The sequence below is a fragment of the Streptomyces sp. 4F14 genome (assembly GCF_048159485.1).
Classification (GTDB): Bacteria; Actinomycetota; Actinomycetes; order Streptomycetales; family Streptomycetaceae; genus Streptomyces.
Window position 1 is genome coordinate 187,113 of record NZ_JBLRVY010000020.1, and the last position, 22,305, is coordinate 209,417.

At 70.7% G+C, this 22,305-nt stretch carries 23 protein-coding genes and 1 tRNA gene; 16 read left to right on the forward strand and 8 right to left on the reverse strand.

Going from position 1 to position 22,305, the window contains the following annotated elements:
* The first annotated feature begins 206 nt into the window (after positions 1-206).
* Positions 207-995, forward strand: coding sequence for an NUDIX domain-containing protein (locus ACLZOT_RS31020; protein ID WP_416972417.1), 789 nt, complete (start codon positions 207-209; stop codon positions 993-995).
* Here the strand turns inward: ACLZOT_RS31020 and ACLZOT_RS31025 are convergent.
* Positions 979-1,986 (reverse strand): XRE family transcriptional regulator, encoded by a 1,008-nt coding sequence (locus tag ACLZOT_RS31025; RefSeq protein WP_416972441.1) that lies wholly within the window; start codon positions 1,984-1,986, stop codon positions 979-981. The two genes, ACLZOT_RS31020 and ACLZOT_RS31025, sit on opposite strands and share 17 nt — an antisense overlap.
* A gap of 829 nt (positions 1,987-2,815) precedes the next feature.
* On the opposite strand from ACLZOT_RS31025, the gene ACLZOT_RS31030 reads away from it, so the two are divergent.
* From ACLZOT_RS31030 to ACLZOT_RS31090, 13 genes are all read left to right on the forward strand, one after another.
* Positions 2,816-3,085: a DUF6284 family protein gene (locus ACLZOT_RS31030; RefSeq protein ID WP_416972418.1), complete on the forward strand. Its 270-nt coding sequence runs from the start codon at positions 2,816-2,818 to the stop codon at positions 3,083-3,085.
* A complete protein-coding gene (locus tag ACLZOT_RS31035) occupies positions 3,082-3,534 on the forward strand; it encodes a Pycsar system effector family protein (protein ID WP_416972419.1) in 453 nt (150 codons plus the stop codon). The genes ACLZOT_RS31030 and ACLZOT_RS31035 overlap by 4 nt, the downstream gene beginning before the upstream one ends.
* A gap of 29 nt (positions 3,535-3,563) precedes the next feature.
* Positions 3,564-4,385, forward strand: a complete 822-nt coding sequence (locus ACLZOT_RS31040) for a protein spdB (protein ID WP_416972442.1) — start codon at positions 3,564-3,566, stop codon at positions 4,383-4,385.
* Between the two features lie 47 nt (positions 4,386-4,432).
* On the forward strand, positions 4,433-4,741 hold the full coding sequence (locus ACLZOT_RS31045) for a hypothetical protein (RefSeq protein WP_416972420.1): 309 nt from the start codon (positions 4,433-4,435) through the stop codon (positions 4,739-4,741).
* Entirely contained in the window at positions 4,732-5,052 is a 321-nt protein-coding gene (locus ACLZOT_RS31050; protein WP_416972421.1) for a hypothetical protein, read from the forward strand. Before ACLZOT_RS31045 ends, ACLZOT_RS31050 begins: the two co-directional genes overlap by 10 nt.
* A gap of 119 nt (positions 5,053-5,171) precedes the next feature.
* Positions 5,172-7,322, forward strand: a complete 2,151-nt coding sequence (locus ACLZOT_RS31055; protein WP_416972422.1) for an FtsK/SpoIIIE domain-containing protein — start codon at positions 5,172-5,174, stop codon at positions 7,320-7,322.
* A gap of 204 nt (positions 7,323-7,526) precedes the next feature.
* Positions 7,527-7,997 carry a hypothetical protein gene (locus ACLZOT_RS31060; protein ID WP_416972423.1) on the forward strand — a complete coding sequence of 157 codons (471 nt, stop codon included), beginning with the start codon at positions 7,527-7,529 and terminating at the stop codon, positions 7,995-7,997.
* Between the two features lie 18 nt (positions 7,998-8,015).
* Positions 8,016-8,276, forward strand: coding sequence for a hypothetical protein (locus ACLZOT_RS31065; protein ID WP_416972424.1), 261 nt, complete (start codon positions 8,016-8,018; stop codon positions 8,274-8,276).
* A gap of 88 nt (positions 8,277-8,364) precedes the next feature.
* Positions 8,365-9,276, forward strand: a complete 912-nt coding sequence (locus ACLZOT_RS31070) for a bifunctional DNA primase/polymerase (protein ID WP_416972425.1) — start codon at positions 8,365-8,367, stop codon at positions 9,274-9,276.
* Between the two features lie 20 nt (positions 9,277-9,296).
* On the forward strand, positions 9,297-9,608 hold the full coding sequence (locus ACLZOT_RS31075) for a hypothetical protein (RefSeq protein WP_416972426.1): 312 nt from the start codon (positions 9,297-9,299) through the stop codon (positions 9,606-9,608).
* Positions 9,605-10,999: a DNA primase family protein gene (locus tag ACLZOT_RS31080; protein WP_416972427.1), complete on the forward strand. Its 1,395-nt coding sequence runs from the start codon at positions 9,605-9,607 to the stop codon at positions 10,997-10,999. The genes ACLZOT_RS31075 and ACLZOT_RS31080 overlap by 4 nt, the downstream gene beginning before the upstream one ends.
* Before the next feature lie 239 nt (positions 11,000-11,238).
* On the forward strand, positions 11,239-11,448 hold the full coding sequence (locus tag ACLZOT_RS31085; RefSeq protein ID WP_416972428.1) for a helix-turn-helix transcriptional regulator: 210 nt from the start codon (positions 11,239-11,241) through the stop codon (positions 11,446-11,448).
* Positions 11,445-12,809: a tyrosine-type recombinase/integrase gene (locus ACLZOT_RS31090; protein WP_416972429.1), complete on the forward strand. Its 1,365-nt coding sequence runs from the start codon at positions 11,445-11,447 to the stop codon at positions 12,807-12,809. The genes ACLZOT_RS31085 and ACLZOT_RS31090 overlap by 4 nt, the downstream gene beginning before the upstream one ends.
* A 290-nt stretch (positions 12,810-13,099) precedes the next feature.
* On the opposite strand, the gene ACLZOT_RS31095 is transcribed toward ACLZOT_RS31090, so the two are convergent.
* A tRNA-Tyr gene (locus ACLZOT_RS31095) sits at positions 13,100-13,181 on the reverse strand.
* A 226-nt stretch (positions 13,182-13,407) separates the two neighbouring features.
* Here ACLZOT_RS31095 and ACLZOT_RS31100 point away from each other — a divergent pair.
* On the forward strand, positions 13,408-13,896 hold the full coding sequence (locus ACLZOT_RS31100) for a YajQ family cyclic di-GMP-binding protein (RefSeq protein ID WP_416972430.1): 489 nt from the start codon (positions 13,408-13,410) through the stop codon (positions 13,894-13,896).
* A gap of 183 nt (positions 13,897-14,079) precedes the next feature.
* Positions 14,080-15,351, forward strand: a complete 1,272-nt coding sequence (locus tag ACLZOT_RS31105) for an APC family permease (protein ID WP_416972431.1) — start codon at positions 14,080-14,082, stop codon at positions 15,349-15,351.
* A 9-nt stretch (positions 15,352-15,360) separates the two neighbouring features.
* Here ACLZOT_RS31105 and ACLZOT_RS31110 read toward each other — a convergent pair whose 3' ends face one another.
* The 6 genes from ACLZOT_RS31110 to ACLZOT_RS31135 form a co-directional block, all read right to left on the reverse strand.
* A complete protein-coding gene (locus tag ACLZOT_RS31110; RefSeq protein WP_416972432.1) occupies positions 15,361-15,612 on the reverse strand; it encodes a glutathione S-transferase N-terminal domain-containing protein in 252 nt (83 codons plus the stop codon).
* A gap of 86 nt (positions 15,613-15,698) precedes the next feature.
* On the reverse strand, positions 15,699-16,091 hold the full coding sequence (locus tag ACLZOT_RS31115; RefSeq protein ID WP_050372956.1) for a YccF domain-containing protein: 393 nt from the start codon (positions 16,089-16,091) through the stop codon (positions 15,699-15,701).
* Positions 16,088-16,951, reverse strand: a complete 864-nt coding sequence (gene htpX / locus ACLZOT_RS31120; RefSeq protein ID WP_416972433.1) for a zinc metalloprotease HtpX — start codon at positions 16,949-16,951, stop codon at positions 16,088-16,090. The genes ACLZOT_RS31115 and htpX overlap by 4 nt, the downstream gene beginning before the upstream one ends.
* A 184-nt stretch (positions 16,952-17,135) precedes the next feature.
* Positions 17,136-18,647, reverse strand: coding sequence for an NADH-quinone oxidoreductase subunit N (locus ACLZOT_RS31125; RefSeq protein ID WP_416972434.1), 1,512 nt, complete (start codon positions 18,645-18,647; stop codon positions 17,136-17,138).
* Positions 18,644-20,218, reverse strand: coding sequence for an NADH-quinone oxidoreductase subunit M (locus tag ACLZOT_RS31130; protein ID WP_416972435.1), 1,575 nt, complete (start codon positions 20,216-20,218; stop codon positions 18,644-18,646). Before ACLZOT_RS31130 ends, ACLZOT_RS31125 begins: the two co-directional genes overlap by 4 nt.
* A gap of 6 nt (positions 20,219-20,224) precedes the next feature.
* A complete protein-coding gene (locus ACLZOT_RS31135; protein ID WP_416972436.1) occupies positions 20,225-22,228 on the reverse strand; it encodes an NADH-quinone oxidoreductase subunit L in 2,004 nt (667 codons plus the stop codon).
* Between the last annotated feature and the right edge of the window lie 77 nt (positions 22,229-22,305).

Genomic DNA, 22,305 nt, shown 5'->3' on the forward strand with positions numbered 1-22,305 from the left:
CGTTTGACCTGGCGTTTCTCGGCCCACCGGAGAGAGGTAGCGGTATCCCGTCCACATCTCGTCCTGATCTTGAAAAAACGAGCCCCCGTCCATACGTAGAAGTCGTGCGCGGTTCGCGTCCCGCTGGGAAGACTGACCACCTAGGAACGTTCCTAGGTGATGGCATCCTGGTACGCACCACGGCAGAAACGGGGAGTGCTCCGCGCATGGGACCGAAGACGACCAAGGTCTACGAGACGCTTCGTGAGCGGCTTGCCTCAGGGCAGTACACCGCCGGCGACAAGTTCCCGTCTGAACGCACGCTGTCGGAGGAACTCGGCATCGGCCGGACGGCGCTTCGACAGGTGCTCGCCCGACTCGTCTCCGAGGGAGCCTTGGAGGTGCGCGGCCGTAGTTCGTATCTCGTGCCGGGTGCCGTGAGCGTGAAGACCCCCGAGGGGCTCGAACCCTGGCAGATCCACGGCGAGCGTGACCTCTATGACAACCAGTGGGTCAAGCTCCAACTGTGGGATGTCGAACCGCCCGGAGTTGAGCGGTTCGAGCACCACGTGGTGAAGCTGCAACACGTAGCCATCACGGCCGTGGTCGACGACCAAGACCGGGTACTCATGATGTGGCGATACCGGTTCGTTCCCCAGACATTCGGGTGGGAACTTCCCGGCGGCATCGTGGACGCCGGCGAGGAAGCGTCGGAAACCGCGATGCGAGAAGTTGTCGAAGAGACCGGCTGGAAGCCGAATTCAGTTGAGCATGTCGTGACCTATCAGCCGATGGTCGGCATGGTGGATTCGCCACACGAAATCTTCGTTGCCTATGGCGCGGAGAAGGTGGGCGAACCGACGGATCTCGAAGAAGCGGGCCACATCGAGTGGGTTCCGTTGGCCGATATCCTGGGGCTCATGGCGCGTGGTGAATTGCTGGGGTCCGGCACGCTCGTTGCGCTGCTACACATCCTCGCCACCCGAGGGAAGCAGGGCGTCACAGCCGCTCGCTGAGCAAGTCGACGCGTCGGCGCTGCCGTACCGAACCGGTGCGGCTCGCCAGCATCCTGGCTTGCTGCAGGTGCTTCCGCGCGTCGTCGTACTCGGCGCGCGCCGCGTGAGCTTGGGCCAAGTCGGCGTGCACTCCGGCTCGCGCTCTCACAAAGGTGGGGTCCATGTCCTTTGCCGCCTCATAGAGACTGGCCAATGCGTCGACGTCTCCGAGGAAAGCAAGGATATTGCCGCGCCACCGGGTGAGGTGGGAGCCGTTGAGGAAGATGCTCAGCATGTCCGGGTCACGGGCGTCAACCCCGTCGGGAATACGTTCCGTGGCCGCTTCCAGCGCACGCCGGCTGTCGTCGGCCATTTCTGCGTGCGCGCACACCTCCGCTTCCGTGGCATAGAGCCATGCCCAAAGTCGGGGTGAGCCGTCCCGACCCAGGGTTCGTTGAGCCTCGCGAACCAATTCGACCGCGAGGGCCGGTCGGCCTGCTTCGCAGAGCACGAATGCCTGTTCCCCCATGGCGTGCGCGAGATACATCGGGGCCTCAGCGTCTCGCGCGGCGCGCTTCGCGAGTTCGTAGTGGCGCCACGCCCGCTCAACCGCCCCGGAGTCGACCGCTTGCCACGCGGCGAGGGTGGACGCCCCCGCGAGCGCGAGCGCGACCGGCCGGCGAGCACTCGGCAGCACCGCAAAGTTCAGCGCGTCCTCAAGGGCGGCAAGATGCCCCGTCATCTGGTCGACAAGGCCCGCCGCGCCCATCTGGCGATCCATCGTGCGCAGTAGCTCCGTCTGGGTCTCAAGCGCGCCAACCATGGAGTCACCCACGCTGCCGGCCGCATCGATCCTGCTGAGCAAGTCGTCGTAGCCATCCGCCACGGGTATTGCCGTGGTCGCCGTGACGCCCCTGAGTTCGACGTCAGTGACTCCGAGGATGTTGCGCAGGATCTCCGCGTACCGGTCGGAGAGGGCGCGCTTGCCGTTCTCCCACTCGGACACGTACACCCGCAGACTCGCCGTCGACGCGACATCGGCGAGGTGGTGTCGGGCCCACTGCTCGATCTCGCGGATCAACCGCTCCTGAGACCAGCCGCGCGCCGTGCGCGCGCTCTTGAGTCCTGAACTCACAACTCACCACCCGGCATTGGTTCCGTCGCCACCCCTCCCATGGTGCCTCACGGCGGTGCGGGTCAACAGGGGTTAACAGAGCCGGGGTTAAGCCCTGTGAGCTGCCGAAACACCCTTCTCAGGCTGTCTCCTGAAGGTGCGCCAAGACAGGCGGTTGCCGATTGATTCGGCGAACCACCTTGACTCTGGTGCGCACCAGATGCCAACCTTCTGGTGCGCACCAGAAAGCGGGATCACATCCCGCTCATGGCGCGTAAGGGGCCCGGGACAGAGCGGGCCGAGGGACCCGGACCCCTGGTCAACCGGAGGGCTTAGACCGAGAGGTCATGTCTCCATACGCCTGAAACGGGAGCTCGTGTTCCCGAAGGAGACCTGTTCACGTCGCTTCCACGCAGGGGGCTCGATGCACAACGAACGAAGAACTTGGGCGCCGCCGTGCGGGACCGGCCGACGGCGCCAGTAGCCATCCCGGTTGGTGAGCGGAACGCGCGCTCACGACCGATCCGGTCCGCTTCTCCGACCCGCCATCGCAGCGGCTAGCGCTGCGGCCGGTTGCCTCCCCCGCCCGTCCGGCCCGCGCTCCGGCGCGCTGGTCGTACGGACGGGGTCGAGGGGAGCCGGACATTCCGACTTCAACGGCGAGCGGCTCCCGGGATGCACCCCGGGAGCCGCGACGGGCCGTTCCTGGTGAGAGGAACCAGACCCAATGAATCCCATCGTGACCGTCGCGGACGCCGTTACGGCGTTCGCGGACTGGATCGAGCCGACCGCCGCCGAGCTGGACGCGGTCGAGGTCGAGATGCCCGTGATCCTCGCGGACGTCGACCTGTTGGACGCGTACATCGTGACCCTGGACCGCACGCCGACCGAGCTGGACGTCCGCCGCATCCGCCGGGCCCGCAACCGGGCGCTCGCCGCGCGGGTCGCGCTGGTCAACCGCACCGCCGTCACGACGGTTCCGGGCGGTGCGGCATGAGCGAGACGCTGAAGGCTGTTGAGGCCGCACTCGCTGAGGTCAAGGCGGAGATCACGCGGACGGACACGAAGACGGGCCTGTTGCTGGCGTTCGTCGGCGCGGTGCTGGCCGGGGTGTGGACGGTCGCCAAGGACGTCCCCCTCACCCTTCCCGCCTGGATCGTCGGCGGGTTCGGCGTCACGGCGCTGGTCGGTGCGGCGGGTCTGCTGCTGTGGTCGACGCGCCCGAACATGAAGGGTCGTCACGGGTTCCCGCTGTGGGCGACCCTGACCGGCGAGGAGATCACCGCCGAGCTCGCGATGCGGGACATGGCGGCGGACGTCGCCGGCCTGTCGCGGCTGGCGGTGCGGAAGTTCACGTGTCTGCGCCGCGCGGTCGACGTCACCCTCGCCGGGTGCGCGCTGCTGGTCGTGGCGGGCGTCCTCGCGGGGATCGGGGGCGCGTCGTGAGAGGCCGTACGGCGTTCCCGGCCGTCGGTATGACGGCCGTCTCCATGGTCCTGACCCTGGCTGTGGTGGTGATGTGGCTGGGGGAGGCGATGCCGTGGCCGGTCGCCCTGGTCGTCGGCGTCGGTATCGACGGGGGATGGCTGGCGACCCTCGCCTACGAACGCCGCCTCGCCGCGCAGGGTGACCACAGCGGTGCGGTGACCGGGATCGGGTGGGCGTTCGGCATGGTGGCGACCGGAGTTCTGGTCGCGCACGCGCTCACCGCCGACTCGTACGCCGGCGCGTGGCTGGCCGTCTCCTGGCTCCCCGTCGCCGCCAAGGCGCTGTGGCTGGTCCACGGGCTGTGGGAGCGCACCGCGCTCACCCCGGCCGCGCTGGACACGATCGCCGGTATCCGGCAGGAAGCCCGCGACGAAGCGGCCGTGGCGCGGGCCCGGCTGCGGGCCGAAGCGTCCACGGAGGAGACGCGGCTTGAGGCCGTGACGCAGGCCGGGGCACGCGTCGCACGCGTACAGGCTCGCACCGCCGGAGCGCTCGCCGGGGCGTGGTCGACGCTGGAGTCAGCCCGCAAGGGTGAGGGCACCGGTAGGGCGCTGACCAGCGTGACGACCTCCGTCACGCCCGGCGTCACACCCCGATGGGAACTCCCCGTGTGGGGGCCCACCGACCCGGTTCCGGCCCTGGAAGCGGGTCCCGGGCTGACGGACGACGCGCTTGACGCGCTGGTCGACGCGATCCGTCTCAGCGAGACTCCCGCGCTCTCCTACCGCGAGATGGCCGCACGCTTCCGTGCCGCCGGTCACTCCGCTTCCGAAGTCCGCCTGCGCGCGGCCTGGAAGCGCGTCGCCTGACACCCCCCGACACCGTCAACTCCGATTCCCTGAGGGGGACTTGAGTCATGGGCAAGCCCGACACGAAGCAGGTCGACCGTGAGATCCGTGAGGCGATCCGCAAGCTGGAAGCGGTCCGCAACGGTGAGCTGTGGCCGCTGACCCGCGACGAACGCCGCACCGTCGTCACCTCGCTGATCGGCGGTTCCTACCGGGTTCTGCGGGGACGCAGCACCGCCCGCGCGGAAGAGCGGCTGGAGTCCGTGTCCGGTGCGGCGGAGATGCGTCTTCAGGGCGAGATCACCGCGCTGCAGATCGAGCGCCGCCGCATCATCACCGAGCACGCGCAGAACAAGAAGAAGTCGTCATGGTGGTAGACGCCCCCGGCACTGCCGGCCGGTGTGGTGCCGCGCACCCCGAGGACCCCACCCCGTGCGTGGGGCCGGTCGCCGTGACGATCGCCGACGCCCATGGGGCGAGCGTCGACGGGTGCGAGCACCACGCCGCCCGGATGCTGGCCTCCCTCGACGGCGCCCGCGTCGCCCCGCTGCCCGACGGCCCGCCGGGTGCGGCGGTCCGGGTGTTCACCGCCGCCGACACCCTCCGGCCGTTCTGCTGGATCGACGGCCCGCGCACCCTGCCCTCGCAGCTCAGCCGCGCGGAAGCCCGCACCCGCGACCGGCACTGACCGGCTCGCCCCCACCCCGCCTGTGCCGTGTCCGGGCGGGGTGGGGGTGGCCTCTTCCCTCCCTCGCCGTTCCTGCCCCTCCGGCCTTGCTGCCGGGGGGAGTTGAGGAGTTCCCTCGCATGTCCGAGCACGCCGTACGCCTGATCAAAGACACCACCCCCGCCCCGGCCTCCCCGCCCGCCGTCGTCGACAACGGCGACGCCCCGACGGTCCTCACCCTCGTACCGCCCGCCGCCCCCGAACCGGCCCCCGTCCCGGTGCCGTTGTGGGTACGGTCCGGCCGCGCCCTCAAGACCGCCGTCACGCACGAGCGGACGGGAACGGCCGTCCGGGTCGTCGCCCGCCACGGCCTCTACGTCGCCGGCGGGGCCCGGATCGTGACCCGCCGCGCGTGGGACTCCCGCACCGCCGCCCGCTACGAACGCATGCTCCGTGCCGCCGAAGCCGCAGGGAACTACGAGGTGGCGGCGGAGTGGGAGGAGCGCGGTCAGCGCTTCCGCGACGCCCGCCACCGCCGCCGCATGGACCTGTTGCACTCGCCGTTGGACGCCGCGAAGGGCGTCGCGATCGGCACCGGCACAGGCATCGGCGCCCTGGTCGCCCTCGGGGTCGTCCTCGCCGTCGCCACCAAGGACGCCGGGGACGTCTTCACCCCGCTCATGGCCGTGGTCGAGTTCATCCGCCTGATGATCACCATCGTGTCGGTGGTGTGGGGGCCGCTGGTCACCCTCGCCCCGTTCCTCGCGCTGCTCGCGCTGTGGTCGGTCGGCGCCCGCCAACAAGCCGCCCCGCAGTGGGCACTCCCCGCCAAAGCACGCTCCGGCGAGGGCGAGCCCATCACCCCCTCGATCGTGGTGAAGGCGCTGCGGGACCTCGGGGTTCCCGCGCTGGCCCGCGCCATCAAGGAGATGGGCGACGCCGGCGCCTCCATGCTCGGACCGATCCGCATCGCCGGATGCGGGGTCGAGGTCGACGTCACGCTCCCGTCGGGGGTGTCGACGAACGAGATCCAGGCCAAGCGCCGCAAGCTCGCCGAGAACCTCTCCCGGCACGAGCACGAGGTGTTCATCACCATCCCCACCGCCGCCCGCACCGTGCGCCTGTGGGTCGCGGACTCCGGCGCGCTGGATGAGCCGATCGGCCCCTCCCCGCTGGCCACGGACGACACCCTCACCGCCGACTACGCCAAGGGCCGCGCCCCCTGGGGCCAGGACCTGCGCGGGGACGCCGCCGCACTCTCCCTCTACCAGCGCCACCTCCTGATCACGGGCCTGTCCAACCAGGGGAAGACGGCCGCGCTGCGGGCCCTCGCCCTCTGGCTCGCGCTGGACCGGTCGGTGCGGTTCCTGATGGGGGACCTGAAGGGCGCCGGGGACTGGGCCATGTTCGACGGCCTCGCGGACGTCCTGATCCAGGGCCCGACCGACGACCACGTCATCCAGGTCACGGAGATGGTCGAGAGCGCCGTCGACGAGATGAACCGGCGCCTCACCGAGACCCCCGGCACACTGTTTCCGCCGCTCATCGTGCTGGTCGACGAGGCGCAGGTGGCGTTCATGTGCCCGGTCACCGACGACGACAAGAAGCCCTACGGCGGCTCCAAGGCCACCTCCCGGTACTTCATGGCCGTCCGCAAGATCCACAACCAGGGACGGGCGGTCAACGTCCTGATGTGGCAGGGGACCCAGGACCCCACGGACCAGAACCTTCCCAAGCTGGTCCGCGAGGGCGCCCACACCCGCGCCTCCCTCGCACTGGGCACCGAATCACAGGCGCGCATGGCGTTGGGTGACAAGGCGGTCGACGGCGGCGCCGCGCCGAACCTCCTGCGCCCCGGCCTGGACAAGGGCACCGTCGTGGTCGCGTCCGACGGGATCACGATCCCCGCCGGACAGTCGTCCATCACCGTGCGCACCCACTACATCGACACCGAGACCGCCACCACCATCGCGGAACGCGCCAAGGCCATGCGGCACGGCGTCACCACCCTGCACGTCGTCGAACACGACGAACCCCGCGACCCGCTCGCCGACGTCGCGGACGTCGTCGGCACCGACGCACGGGTCCTGACCCAGGACGTCCTCAAGCGCCTCGCCGCACTCGACAACGACGCGTACGGGAAGTGGTCGTTCATCGACCTCAAGCGTGTACTCGACGCGGCCGGTGTCGAGGCGAAGAAGTCCCACGGGCGCATGGTCGTCCGCTCCGAGGACGTCGTCCGGGCACTCGCCGACCGCGACACCGAAGGTTCCGTTTCCCCCTCCGAGTGACGGGGAGGCAACCGCCCCCGTCCCGGGGAGGCGGGGAGGACTCCCCACCCCCCTCCCCGGGGCGCCTCCCTCGCGTTGATCAGCGAAAACATCACTTCGGGGAGGCGGGGAGGCACCCCAGCTCAGCGCCCCGAAACCCCCTCCACAGCACCCCTCCAAGGGGGTGCGTCCGCCTCCCCCGACCCGTACCGGAAGGGATTCCACATGCACCCCGAACCCACCCGCCGCCCGCCCGTTCCCGGAGCGGTCGAGATCCACACACCGACCCCGCTCACCCCCGCCGCACCCCTCGCCGCGCCCCTCGTTCCAATGCAACCCGGCACGGTCCCGGCGGTCACCTCGATCGTGCTGCCCGACGGCCGAGTCGTCACCGGCTACAGCGTCCACCCCATGCAGCCCGAACCGGTCGCCGTGAAGCCGGCCGTCTCCCGGACGGCCGTGAACGTCGCCCTCGGGGGCGTCGGGTTCGCCGCCGTGTGCGGGGGCCTGTTCGTCCTCACCACGTTCATCACCGCCCTCACCGCACTCATCACCCAGCTCATCACCCTCGCCGCCGTCATCTTCGGCGGGTGGGTCGCGGTGCAGGTCTTCAGCGGCCACGGCGACAAGACCGACGCCGGAACCACGGTCAACATCCGCAAAGCCGTCTTCAAGCGCAACCACTTCCACGGCTGAACAGGAGACCCACCACCCATGCTCCGACTCCGCCTCAAGGTCATCGTCTGCCCCCGCCGCGCCCTGGCCCTGACCGACACCCCCCTCCCGCACTGCCCCCACTGCCGGGGCGCGGGCGGCACGGTCCACGACTACGGCGACTACGACACCGGCGAGTACGCGGGCACCGACTACGAGCCCTGCGACTGCTGGACCGCATGGCGCCTGCCCCTGCTTCCCCTCCCGTCGTGGCTGCACCGCCGACCGTCCGGCGGCTACAGCGACGAACCGCCCTTCTAGATACGCCAAGAGCGGCCCCCCATTCCGCCAAGAACCGGGGCCGCTCTTGCCAACCAGCCCACTACAGACCTGTTGGAGGTCACCCAGCATGACCCAACCGACCCCCCTCCCGCGAGCCCCCCACGCGGCCACCCCTCTGCGCACCGCCCTCGCACTCGCAGCGGCCGGCACCCCGGTGCTGCCCCTGCGCGCGGGAAAGGTCCCGTTCGGCAACTGCCGCATCTGCGCGGGCACCCCGCCCCGCTGCGGCGGACGGCCGAACATGAAGACGCCGGGCCCCTGCACATGCCCGGCGCCGTGCCACGCATGGGCCGCCGCCACCACCGACCCGCACACCCTCACCTCCCCCGCGTGGGCATCGGCGTGGCGTGAGGCGGCAGCCGTCGCCTACCACCCCGGCGGCGCCGGACTCACCGTCGTCGACCTCGACGACCAAGCCGCCGTCACCTGGGCACACGCCGCCCTCCCCGCGACACGGACCGTGGTGACGACTCGGGGTGAGCACTGGATCTACCAGGGCATCATGCCGTCGTCGAACGGCGTCCGGCCCGGTGTCGACGTCAAGTCCGTGATGCAGTACGCCCGCTGGCTGGGTCCCGGTACCGGCCGAATGAGCGGACTCCCGACGGCCGTGCGCGCCCTGGTCGCGAGGGAAGACACCACCCCCGCCCGCAGGGAGGTGGCCTCTTCCCTCACCGGCCGCACCCCGTGGAGCCGTTCGGTGGCCACCGGATGCCGCCACACCGACCGCTACGTCCGCACCGGACTCGAACGCGGCCTCACCCTCGTACGGGCCCGGACCGAGTCCGGCGCGGCTTCCCAGGCGTTCGGCGTCGCCCGCTTCCTCGCCGCCCAGCACACCGCATGCCCCGGCCCCTGCGGACTCGCAGCGATCGGCGAGGAGATCGTGACCGCCGCCGTCACCGTAGGCGTCCCCGAGGACTACGCCCGCCGCGCGGTCACCAACGGCCTGGAGACGCCCGGGGAGCGCGCGGCATGAACAAAGCATCACGAAATCCCATGAACGACCCTCAGGGCGCCGTACAGCGTCCGCTACGCCCGGTCGTGGGCGAATCGGCGAACGCCGCCCGCAAGGGCGTCCTTTCAGCCCTTCGCCCGGACGCGCGGACCGGAGACGGCCGCCACCCCGTCGCGTGGCTGACCGTCACAGCGCCGCGCGGCGCCACCCCCACCGCTCGCTCGTGGTGCGCCTGCGGACGCGACCGGTCGGCCGTCGGCGCACGCCGCGTACTCGCCCTGATCGCCGACCACACCGCGCACCGCGACACCTGCCCGCTCCGCAACCCGCAGGAAGGGAGGCCGGCGGCATGAGCGAGCCAGAAGAACTCCCCTCCCCGTCCAACCCCATGGCGGTTGCCCGGCGTCTCCTGCCGGACTGGCAGACCGCAGACGGACGGCTCATGTACCGGCGCTGGCGCGGCTCGTGGATGCGCTGGACCGGCACCCGCTGGCGCGAGATCGACGAAGCGCAGATCCGCAAGGCCATGTACGAGCGCCTGGAACACGTCGTCTACCGGGTTCCCGGCAAGGACGGCGAGACCGAGGAACGCGACTGGGCACCCACCAAACCGAAGATCGGCAACCTACTCGACGCACTCGGAGCGATCACCCTCCTTCCCACCGACACCGACGCACCCGCCTGGCTCACCCCCGACGGCGCAACCGACCCGGCGGACGGGACACCGATCGTGGCGTGCGAGAACGGACTCCTGCGCATCCGGGACCGTGAACTTCTCCCCCACGGACCGGAGTTCTTCAACCTGGTCTCCGTCCCCTTCACCTACGACCCCGACGCCACCGCACCCGAGTGGGAACGCTTCCTCACGCAGGTCTTCCCCGACGACCCGGACGCCGTCGCCGCACTCCAGGAATGGTTCGGCTACGTCGTCTCCGGCAGCACCGACCAACAGAAGATCCTCCTCATGGTCGGCCCCTCACGCTCCGGGAAAGGCACCATCGCACGGGTCCTCAAAGCGCTGGTCGGCCCGGAGAACATCGCCGGACCCACCCTCTCCTCACTCGGCACCAACTTCGGACTCGCCACCCTGGTCGGCAAGCCTCTCGCCGTCATCTCCGACGCCCGACTCTCCGGCAACGACAACAGCCAAGTCGTGGAACGGCTGCTGACGATCTCAGGTGAGGACACGATCGACATCGACCGCAAGTTCCGGGAGCAGTGGACCGGCAAACTCCCCACCCGGCTCGTGGTCCTCTCCAACGAACTCCCGCACTTCGGAGACTCGTCCGGCGTGATCGCCAACCGGTTCGTGCTTCTCACCATGCGGGTGTCGTGGCTCGGGAAGGAAGACACCACCCTCACCGACCGCCTCACCGCAGAGATGCCCGGCATCCTCAACTGGGCCTTGGAAGGACTCGCCCGACTCCAGCGCAACCGCCGGATCACCGAACCCGCATCCAGCCGCGACGCCGTCACCACCATGCGCGACACCGCCAGTCCGACCAGCGCGTTCGTCCGCGAACGCTGCACCACCGGACCCACCTGCACCGTCCCCGTGGACGACCTCTGGACGGTCTGGCGGGAATGGGCCGAGGACAACGGAGTACGCCCCGGAACCAAACAGGTCTTCGGCCGCAACCTCCTCTCCGTCGTCCCCCAACTCGCCCTCACCCGCCCCCGCAACGGCGAGACCCGCGTCCGTACCTACACCGGCGTCGCACTCGGCACCACCGATCCCAACTAGCACCACAACCCGCCGGGTCGCGGACCATCGCGGACCACCCCATCCGACCTGCGCATTCACCAACCCCGGGACCCGGGCCATCGCGGACCACCCCCACACAGCCGGTCCGCGATGGTCCGCACAGCCACCCCGGCAAAACCGCAGGTCAACAAGGGTGGTCCGCAGTGGTCCGCGACCCACAGCACTGTGACGCCAACCACACCCTGAATCGCCCTCTCTGTACCCAGGGAGATCCCTGCATGAGCACCGCCACTCGCAGACGCCGCACCCCGAAGGACGAACTCCTCCCCCTCAGCGACGTCTTGGACGAACTCAGCATCAGCCGCGCCACCTGGTACCGGTGGCAGAACCGTGGCTACGCACCGGAAGCCCGCCGCACTCCTTCGGGCCGCATATGCGTGCGCCGAAGTGTCCTTGACGCCTTCAAAGATGAAATGGAAGCCGCTTGACCGAGTGGAGCTACACCGTCAAGATCTGGGCAATTCGGAAGCGTGATTACCGGAAGCCCTACCAACTCCGCTGGAAGGTCGGAATCCGACCGCATTCGGAGTCGTTCCTCACCCAGGGGCTGGCGGACAGTCGCCGCGCCCAACTCATCACGGCGGCACGCGAGGGCGAACCCTTCGACGTCGAAACCGGGTTGCCGAAGTCCATGGTCACCCAGACGCGGGACATCTCCTGGTACGAGCACGCTCGGGACTACATCGAGATGAAGTGGGACAGCGCCCCCGGTAACACCCGCCGCACCTTGGCGGAAGCCATGGCAACGGTGACGCCCGCTTTCGTGAAGGACACGAAGGGGATGCCGGACAACAGAACGATCCGGCGCGCTCTCTACAGTTGGGCCTTCAACAAGAACCGTTGGGATCAGGAGATTCCCGACGACGTGGCCAAGGTACTGGACTGGTTCAAGCGAAAGTCGCTTCCCATGTCCGCACTCTCTGACCGGCTGGTCGTGAAATCCGCCCTGAATGCCTTGTCGAAAAAGCTGGACGGCAAGACAGCAGCAGCAGGAACGATCAGCCGGAAGCGCGCCATCTTCTACAACTCCCTTGAATACGCGGTCGACGCCGAACTCCTCACGGACAACCCGTTGGGCCGAATCAAGTGGACGGCACCCGAACAGGTCGTAGAAGAGGTGGACCCGGAGTGCGCACCGAATCCCGCCCAAGCGGCCAAGCTCTTGTCGGCCGTGCGCGACCAGGGGAAGCGCGGTCGACGGCTCGTAGCGTTCTTCGGCTGCATGTACTACGCGGCGGCGCGGCCGGCCGAAGTCATCGGTCTGCGACTCAAGGACTGCGACCTACCGCGCCGTGGGTGGGGAATGCTCCGGCTCCATGAGACCCGTCCCCGTTCCGGAACCGCGTGGACGGACACCGGGGAGGCACACGAGAAGAAGGGACTCAAGCACCGACCCCGCAAAGCGATCCGCCGCGTGCCGATCCCTCCCGAGCTGGTCGCCCTACTCCGGTGGCACCTGAGTGCGTACGGCACCGCGCCGGACGGGAGGGTGTTCCAGACCCTTCGGGGTGGACTCGTACAGGACACCGGATACGGCGAAGTCTGGGCGGAAGCTCGCCAACGCACCCTCTCCCCCGCCGAATTCGAGTCCGTGTTGGCCAAGCGCCCCTATGATCTTCGTCACGCGGCAGTGTCCACGTGGCTCAGTTCCGGGGTGGAGCCTCAGCTTGTAGCTGAACGCGCCGGCCACAGCGTGGCGGTCCTGTTCCGGGTGTACGCCAAGTTCCTCAAGGACGGCGACGACGCCGCCAACGCCAAGATCTCTGACCGGCTGAAGCGGAGTGCCTGAGAGGCACTGAAAACCCGTCCACACCCCGTCCACGCACTCCGAGATGGGGCGTTCGAACGCGAGACAGAGTGAGACAGTCCCCCTGATCGCGGGGAGGCATGACGAAGGGGCGTTGGGCGTGGGGGGGGGGGGGGCAACCCCCCGCGGGTGGAGGCGGGGGGGGGGCGCCGGGGCGGGGGGGGGGGGGGGGGGGGGGGGGGGGGGGGGGGGGGGGGGGGGGGGGGGGGGGGGGCGGGGGGGGCGCCCCCCCCCCCCCCCCCCCCCCCCCCCCCCCCCCTTCGTTCTCAGCGTGGCGGCGCCAGGATTCGAACCTGGGAAGGCTGAGCCGGCAGATTTACAGTCTGCTCCCTTTGGCCGCTCGGGCACACCGCCGGGGGTTTGTCACCTGGTCGAACCGCTTTTCGGCGGTGTTCCCTGGCAACGACGTAAACAATACCCGATGGGGAGGGGTGGTCCGCCACCCGATTGAGCTGCGCCCGGAGGTGATCGGGTGGCTAGGCTTGTCCGGACGTGGCCGGGGCCGTGCCGGGTCAGGCACGGGCCCCCGAGGACGCCGCCACGCACTCGTCACGCCCCCCGATACAAGGAGCCACAGGACATGGCCGACTCCAGTTTCGACATCGTCTCGAAGGTCGAGCGGCAGGAGGTCGACAACGCCCTCAACCAGGCCGCCAAGGAGATCTCGCAGCGCTACGACTTCAAGGGCGTGGGCGCCTCGATCTCGTGGTCCGGCGAGAAGATCCTCATGGAGGCGAACTCCGAGGAACGGGTCAAGGCTGTCCTCGACGTCTTCCAGTCGAAGCTGATCAAGCGCGGGATCTCGCTGAAGGCCCTGGAGGCGGGCGAGCCCCAGCTCTCCGGCAAGGAGTACAAGCTCTTCGCCGAGGTCAAGGAGGGCATCTCGCAGGAGAACGCGAAGAAGGTCGCCAAGCTCATCCGCGACGAGGGCCCCAAGGGCATCAAGGCCCAGGTCCAGGGTGACGAGCTGCGCGTCAGCTCCAAGAGCCGCGACGACCTCCAGACCGTGATCGCCCTGCTGAAGGGGCAGGACTTCGACTTCGCGCTCCAGTTCGTGAACTATCGGTAGCCCCCAGGCCGGTGGACCAGAAGGGCGGGTGCCCCGGCGCCCGCCCTTCTGGTGTGTCCGGGCAGGGAGCGGCGCGGGCGGCCGGCGCTTCCCGGTGTCCCGCACCCGCGCGTTCGTCCCGTGTTGGTGTGGACGTCGTCGTGCCGGTGCCTGCTTGTTCCCCTGGTCACTAGGGTGCGGCCCATGACGCTCTCCTCCGGCCCTTCCGGTTCCCCCGCCGGGCTGCGGCGCACCCTGGGGCTCGGGGACGCCGTCGTGATCGGGCTCGGGGCGATGATCGGCGCCGGTGTGTTCGTCGCCCTGGGTCCCGCCGCGCGGGCCGCCGGCACGGGTCTGCTGCCCGCCCTCGCCCTCGCCGCCGTGATCGCCTACTGCAACGCGACCGCCTCGGCCCGCCTGGCCGCCCGCTATCCGGCCTCGGGCGGTACGTACGTCTACGGCCGTGAACGCCTCGGCGCCTTCTGGGGGTACCTCGCCGGGTGGGCCTTCGTCGTCGGGAAGACGGCGTCGTGCGCGGCGATGGCGCTGACCGTGGGGCTGTACGTCTGGCCGGCGCACGCCCACGCGGTGGCGGTCGCGTCGGTGCTGGCGCTGACGGCGGTGAACTACGGCGGCGTCCAGAAGTCGGCGTGGGTGACGCGGGCGGTCGTGGCCATGGTGCTGGTGGTCCTGGTGGGGGTCGTGGCCGTGTGCCTGGGGGCGGAGGGGGCCGAGAGGTCCGGCGCCGGGCCGGCGGACATCGGGTTCTCCGGTGGGGCGGGCGGGCTGCTCCAGGCCGCCGGGCTGCTGTTCTTCGCCTTCGCGGGGTACGCGCGGATCGCGACCCTGGGCGAGGAGGTGCGGGATCCGTCGCGCACGATCCCCCGGGCGGTCCCGCTCGCCCTGGGTGTCACGCTGGTGGTGTACGGGTGTGTGGCGGTCGCCGTCCTCTCCGTGCTGGGTGTCGGTGGGCTGAGCGGCGCCGGTGCTCCGCTGGTGGACGCGGTCCGTGCGGCGGGCGCTTCCTGGCTGGCGCCGGTGGTACGGGCCGGTGCGGCCCTCGCCGCGCTGGGCTCGCTTCTGGCGCTGATCCTGGGGGTCTCCCGGACGACCCTCGCGATGGCCCGGGACCGGCATCTGCCCGGTGCGCTGTCCGCCGTGCACCCCCGCTTCCAGGTCCCGCACCGCGCCGAACTGGCCGTGGGCGCGGTCGTCGCCGTCCTGGCCGCCACGCTCGACGTCCGGGGCGCGATCGGTTTCTCCTCCTTCGGCGTCCTCCTCTACTACGCGGTGGCCAACGCCTCGGCGTGGACCTTGTCCCCGGCACCACTCGCGCGTCTGGTGCCGGCCGTCGGTCTGCTGGGGTGTGTGCTGCTGGCGTTCTCCCTTCCGTGGGTGTCGGTGGTGTCCGGGGCGGGGGTGCTGGTGGTGGGCGCGGTGGCGTACGGGGTGCGGCGGAGGCTGCTGCCGGGGTGAGGGGTTCCCTCAGGAGCCGGCCGGCACCGCACCCGTACGTATCCGGAACTCCGCCCAGGGCGCCGTCTCGAACTCGTCGGCGGGCTCCTCGTCCCAGCCTCTCCCCTCCACCCGGTCCTCCAGCCATCGCGCGAGGCTCGGGGAGTCCAGGTACCAGGTGCCGTCGGCGTCGACGGCGGCGGGAAGCGAACTCCGGCCGTGGGGCCGGGTGGTGCGGGTCTTCTTCGGTACCCGGGTCAGCGACTGCTCGTGCTCGGTCATGGGTTCATCGTGCACGCCGCCACTGACAATCGGTCCGGCCTGTGGACAACCCCCGGGCTGTGGACAACTCGGTCACCCGGCAGGGGTCAGCGGGCCCCGAACGGCTCGTCCGTCGGGACGATCTCGCGGCCCAGCGGCATGAGGGAGACGGGGATGAGCTTGAAGTTGGCGATGCCGAACGGGATGCCGATGATCGTGACGCACAGCAGGAGGCCGGTGACGATGTGGCCGAGGGCGAGCCACCAGCCGGCCAGGACGAGCCACAGGACGTTGCCGACGCAGGAGGGGGCTCCCGCGTCGCGGCGTTCGACGGTGGTGCGGCCGAAGGGCCACAGGGCGTAGACGCCGATGCGGAAGGCGGCGATCCCGAAGGGGATGCCGATGATCGTGATGCACAGGAGGAGGCCCGCGCCGAGGTAGGCGAGGAAGAGCCAGAATCCGCTCAGGACGAGCCAGATGACGTTGAGGATGGTCTTCACGACTGGCGACCTGCCATCTTCTCCAGGCGGGCGATCCGCTCCGCCATCGGTGGGTGCGTAGAGAACATCTTGGAGAATCCCTGGCCCGGGCGGAAGGGGTTCGCGATCATCATGTGGCTCGCGGTCTCGATCCGGGGCTCGGGGGGCAGCGGGAGCTGCTGGGTGCCGAGTTCGAGCTTGCGCAGCGCGCTCGCGAGGGCGAGGGGGTCGCCGGTGAGCTGCGCCCCGGAGGCGTCGGCCTCGTACTCGCGGGAGCGGCTGATGGCGAGCTGGATGAGGCTGGCGGCGAGCGGTCCGAGGAGCGACAGCAGGAGCACCCCGATGATGCCGGGGCCGTCATCGTCGTCGGAGCGGCCGATGGGGATCAGCCAGGCGAAGTTGGCCAGGAAGACGATCACCGAGGCGAGCGCGCCGGCGACGGAGGAGATGAGGATGTCGCGGTTGTAGACGTGGCTCAGCTCGTGCCCGATGACGCCGCGCAGCTCGCGTTCGTCGAGGAGGCGCATGATGCCGTCGGTGCAGCACACGGCCGCGTTGCGCGGGTTGCGGCCGGTGGCGAAGGCGTTGGGTGCCTCGGTCGGGGAGATGTACAGGCGGGGCATGGGCTGGCGGGCCTGCGTGGAGAGTTCGCGGACCATTCGGTACAGGGCGGGGGCCTCGAACTCGCTCACCGGGCGCGCGCGCATCGCGCGTAGAGCCAGCTTGTCGCTGTTCCAGTACGCGTACGCGTTGGTGCCGAGGGCGACCAGGACGGCGATGATCAGCCCGGTCCGGCCGAAGAGGCCGCCGATGACGACGATGAGTGCGGACAGCCCCCCGAGGAGTACTGCGGTCCTGAGCCCGTTGTGCCGGCGGTGCACGGTACGCCCTCCAGGTCGTGCGGCAGGGGAACCCTTTGCTCGCTGATCTGCGGTCCTTCTGGTGTCACGTCCAGTGGACCTCCCTGTCTGTGTCAACGCCAGGCGAGCGACATGAGTTCCCTTGCGCGCGCGGGCACGCCTGTCGGCCGTCCGGGTGAGCGGTCGTCCCAGGGGCGTGATGGGCTCAGAACAGGGTGGTGCCGGCGAACCGCAGGATCAGCTGGGGGGCTCCGGAGAGGGCGATGCCGACGGCGGCCGTGAGGGTGAGCGCGGCCGTCAGCGGGGCCGGGACACGGTGGCGTACCGGCTCTCCCTCGGGGGCGGTGAACAGCAGGGCCGTCCACCGGAGGTAGTAGAAGAGGGCGATCACGACGTTGACGGCCATGACGACGGCGAGCCAGCCGAGGCCCGCGTCGACGGCCGCCGAGAAGACGGTGACCTTCGCGAAGAGGCCGATGACGCCGGGCGGCAGGCCCGCGAGGCAGAGCAGGAAGAAGGCCAGCAGGAGCGCGGAGAGCGGGCTGCGGGCGTACAGGCCCCGGTAGTCCGTGAGGCGGTTGGCGGGGCTGTGGCGGGCCACGAGTGCGGCCACGGCGAACGCGCCGAGGTTCACGGCGGCGTACATCAGCGCGTACGCGAGGGTGGCGCCCACGGCGTGCTGGGCGTCGTCCGTGTAGGCGGCCGCGGCGATCGGTACGAGGAGGTAGCCGGCCTGGCCCACGGAGGACCAGGCGAGGAGGCGTACCGCGCTGTACGCGCGCGTGGCGTGCTGGCGCAGGGCTCCGGCGTTGCCGACGGTCATGGTGAGCGCGGCGAGGCCCGCGAGCGCGGGGCCCCAGACGTCGCCGTACGAGGGGAGGGCGACGACGGTGACGAGGATCAGCCCGGAGAAGCCGACGGCCTTGCCGACGACCGACAGGTAGGCGGCGATCGGCAGGGGGGCGCCCGCGTACGTGTCGGGGACCCAGAAGTGGAAGGGGACGGCGGCCGTCTTGAAGGCGAAGCCGACGAGGGTGAGGACGACGCCCGTCTGGGCGAGGGTGTGGAACTGGCCGTCGACGTCCTGGATGCGCTGGGCCACCTGGGTGAGGTAGAGGGTGCCTGTCGTGGCGTAGACGAAGCTGATGCCCAGGAGGCTGACAGCGGTGGCCGTGACGGACGACAGGAAGAACTTCAGGGCCGCCTCGGAGGAGCGCCGGTCGCCGTGACGGATGCCGACCAGGGCGAAGGCGGGCAGGGAGGCGACCTCCAGGGCGACGATCAGGGTGGCGAGGTCGCGGGAGGCGGGCAGCAGGGCGGCGCCCGCGGCGGAGGAGAGCAGCAGGAACCAGTACTCGCCTTCGGGTAGCGCCTTGCGGTCGTCCTTGAGGGCGGTGACGGACAGGAGCGCGGTCAGGAGGGCTCCGCCCAGCACCAGGAACTGGACGACGAGGGTGAAGCGGTCGGCCGTGTAGCTGCACGCGCGCGGGTCGCCGGCGGCGCAGAAGGTGGCGTGGTCGCCGTCCAGGAGGGGCAGCAGGAGGGCGGTGGCGGCGGCGAGTCCTGCGACGGAGAGCCGGCCGAGGAGGTGCTTGCGCGCGTGCGGGAGGAACAGGTCGGCGACCAGGACGGCGAGGCCGGCGAGGGCCGCGACGGTGGGCGGGGCGATCGTCAGCCAGTCGACCGACTGGACGACGGACTGCGCGAGGGCGCTCATCGGGGGCCTCCTGCGAGGAGCTGCTGCACGGCCGGGTCGGTGAGCCCGAGGAGGGCCTTGGGCCACAGGCCGCCGACGACGGTGAGGACGACGAGCGGGGTCCAGGCCGCGAACTCGTACGCGCGTACGTCGGCGAGGTGCGGGACGTCCTGCGGGACGGCGCCCATGCACACGCGCCGGACGACGAGCAGGAGGTAGGCGGCCGTCAGGAGGGTGCCGGAGGCGGCGATCGCCGTGAACGTCAGGAAGGCCGGGCGGCTCAGACCGCCCGCGGGGTCGAAGGCGCCGAACAGGGCGAGCATCTCGCCCCAGAACCCGGCGAGTCCGGGCAGTCCGAGGGAGGCGACGGCGGCGAACGCGAGGAGCCCGCCCAGGCGCGGCGCACGGCCGTACAGGGCCGCTCCGGTCTGCTGGGCGAGGGTGTCGAGGTCGGTGCTGCCGGTGCGGTCCTTGAGGGCGCCGACGAGGAAGAACAGCAGGCCGGTGATGAGGCCGTGGGCGATGTTCGCGAACAGGGCGCCGTTGACGCCGGTCGGTGTCATGGACGCGATGCCCAGCAGGACGAAGCCCATGTGGCCGACGGAGGAGTAGGCGATGAGGCGTTTGAGGTCGCCGTTCGCGCCGGGGCGGACCAGGGCGAGGCAGGCCAGGGAGCCGTAGACGATCCCGACGACGGCGAAGGCGGCGAGGTAGGGCGCGAAGGTGCGCAGGCCGTCCGGGGCGACCGGCAGGAGGATGCGGACGAACCCGTAGGTGCCCATCTTCAGCAGGACGCCGGCGAGGAGGACCGAGCCGGTGGTCGGGGCGGCGGTGTGGGCGTCGGGCAGCCAGCTGTGCAGGGGCCACATCGGGGTCTTCACGGCAAGCCCGAGACCGATCGCCAAAACGGCGGTGACCTGCACGGATGTGGTCAGGGACCGGCCGTTGTCAGTGGCGAGTGCGACCATGTCGAATGTGCCCGCTTTCACGCCGATGAGAAGCAGGCCGAGGAGCATGACGACGGAGCCGAGCAGCGTGTAGAGGATGAATTTCCAGGCCGCGCGGGTCCGGTCCTCGCCGCCCCAGCGGGCGATGAGGAAGTACATGGGGATGAGGACGGTCTCGAAGGCGAGGAAGAACAGGAGGAGGTCGAGGACGGCGAAGGTGGCGAGGGTGCCGCCCTCCAGGAGCAGCAGCAGGGCGACGAACGCCTTCGGGGACGGGCCCGCGGGCGGCTTGAAGTAGGAGTACAGCGCGCACAGGAAGGTCAGCAGCGCGGTCAGGACGAGCAGCGGGAGGGAGATGCCGTCGATGCCGAGGTGGACGCGTACGTCGAGTGCGGGAATCCAGCTGATGTCCGTACTGGCCTGCATCGTCGACGGGTGGCCGTGGTCGAAGCCCAGCGCGAGGGTGATCGCGGCGGCGAGGATCACGCCGGTCACGGTCACGCCGTGGCGCAGCACCGCCTGGTCGGGCGACTTCCCCTTCAGCCCCGGCGGGGCGGGCAGGAGGGCGGCGACGGCGCCGAGGAGCGGTCCGGCGACGGTGAACGCCAGAAGGAACTGCATCACGGACTCGTTGATACCGATCACGCCCGCTCACCCTCCCGAGGCGACGAGAAGGACGGTCACCGCGAGGACGACGGTGCCGGCGAGCAGGGCGCTCACGTAGGTCTGGACGTTGCCGGTCTGGGCCCGCCGTACGGCGGTGCCGAGCCAGCGGGGCAGGGCGGCGGCGCCGTTCACGTAGGCGTCGACGACCTCGCGGTCGAGGAAGCGTACGAGGCGGGCGGCGGCCTGGACCGGGCGGACGAACAGGGCGGTGTAGAGGGCGTCCAGGTGGAAGCCGGTGGCCGCGTGGCGGTGCAGGGGGCCGAGCAGCAGGCGTCCGGGGTCGGCGGGGTCAGGGGCGGCGGCGATGCTCCCGTACGCGGGCGCGTGGCTCGCGATGGCCTCGGCCTCGACGGTGGCCGGGGCGCTGTCCGGGTGGGCGGCGACGGCGCCGATCGGTGTCTTCGCGGCCGTGGCGGTGAGGTGGCGCCAGGCGCCGTAGGTGACGAGGCCGCCGACGAGGGCGAAGCCCGTGCCGAGGACGGAGGTGGTGAGGGTCGGGGCGAGGGAGGCGCCGTCGAACCAGTCGGGGAGCGTGGCGTAGGAGAGGCCGCCGAGGGCCAGGGAGGGGACGGCGAGGACCCACAGGACGACGGTCATCGACAGGGGCTGCCGGCCGTGGTCGGGGGCTTCGGCGCCCCGGCCGTGGAAGGCGAGCAGCCACAGGCGGGCCGCGTAGGCGGCGGTCAGGAGGGCGGTGAGCAGGGCGGCGGCGATGACGGTCCAGCCCGCGGCGGCGGGGGCGTGCTCGGTGTGGCCGGTGACGACGTGTTCGGCGGCGCCGAGGACGGACTCCTTGGAGAAGAAGCCGCTGAACGGCGGGATCGCGGCGAGCGCGAGGAGCGCCACGGTCATCGTCCAGTAGGCGTCCGGCACGCGGGCGCGCAGGCCGCTCGTACGGGACAGGGCAGCCAGGGAGTTGGTGCCGGCGGCGTGGATGACCGCGCCGGCCGCGAGGAACAGCAGGGCCTTGAAGGCGCCGTGTGTGAGGAGGTGGAAGACGGCGGCGCCGCGGTCGGCGACGGCGAGGGCGGCGGTCATGTAGCCGAGCTGGCCGATCGTCGAGTAGGCGAGGACGCGTTTGATGTCGTCCTGCGCGAGCGCGGCGAGTCCGGAGCCGAGCATCGTCACGGCGGCCAGCACCGCGAGGACGGCCATCGCGGCCTGCGACGCCTCGAAGACCGGCAGCAGGCGGGCGACGAAGTAGACGCCGGCGGCGACCATCGTCGCGGCGTGGATCAGCGCGGAGACCGGCGTGGGGCCCGCCATCGCGTCCGGGAGCCAGGTGTGCAGCGGGAACTGCGCCGACTTGCCCGCCACGCCCGCGAGGAGCAGCAGCGCGATCAGCGTCGGGTGGTCGAGGCCGCCGTGCGCGACGGCGTCGAGGATCCGCGTGATCCGGAACGACCCGGCGTCCGTGGCCAGCGCGAACAGGCCGATCAGGAACGGGACGTCGCCGAGCTTGGTGACGAGGAACGCCTTGATCGACGCGGCACGCGCCTCGGGGGTCTCCCAGTAGTGGCCGACCAGGAAGTACGAGCAGATGCCCATGACCTCCCAGCCGACGAGCAGCACGATCAGGTCGCCCGAGTAGACGACCAGGAGCATCGCGGCGGTGAAGAGGGAGACGAGGGCCGCGTACGAGGGATAGCGGGGGTCGTCGCGGAGGTAGCCGGTCGAGTAGATCTGTACGCAGGTCGCGACGAGGGCGACCAGGACGGCGACCAGGGCGGCGAAACCGTCGATGTGCAGGGCGAGTTCGACGGGGATCGAGCCGGTGGGGGTGAGTTCCGTCGCGGCGTCGACGGCGGCGTCGCCGCCCTGGCGTACGGCCACCAGGACGGCCAGGGCGAGGGCGGTGAGCGGCGGCAGGACGGCCAGGGGGCGGACGTAGCCGGGGGCCGTGCGGCCCAGGAGGAGGCCGGCGAGCGCGCCGAGGAACGGCAGGAGGGGGACGAGGGCGGCAAGGGTGGCGAGGGGGGTCGTGGTCACGCGGCCCTACCTTCTTGAGTGCGTCCCGTGAGTTCGCGACTCTGGGACTGCGCGGGTGGGGCAGGGATGGTTTTCAT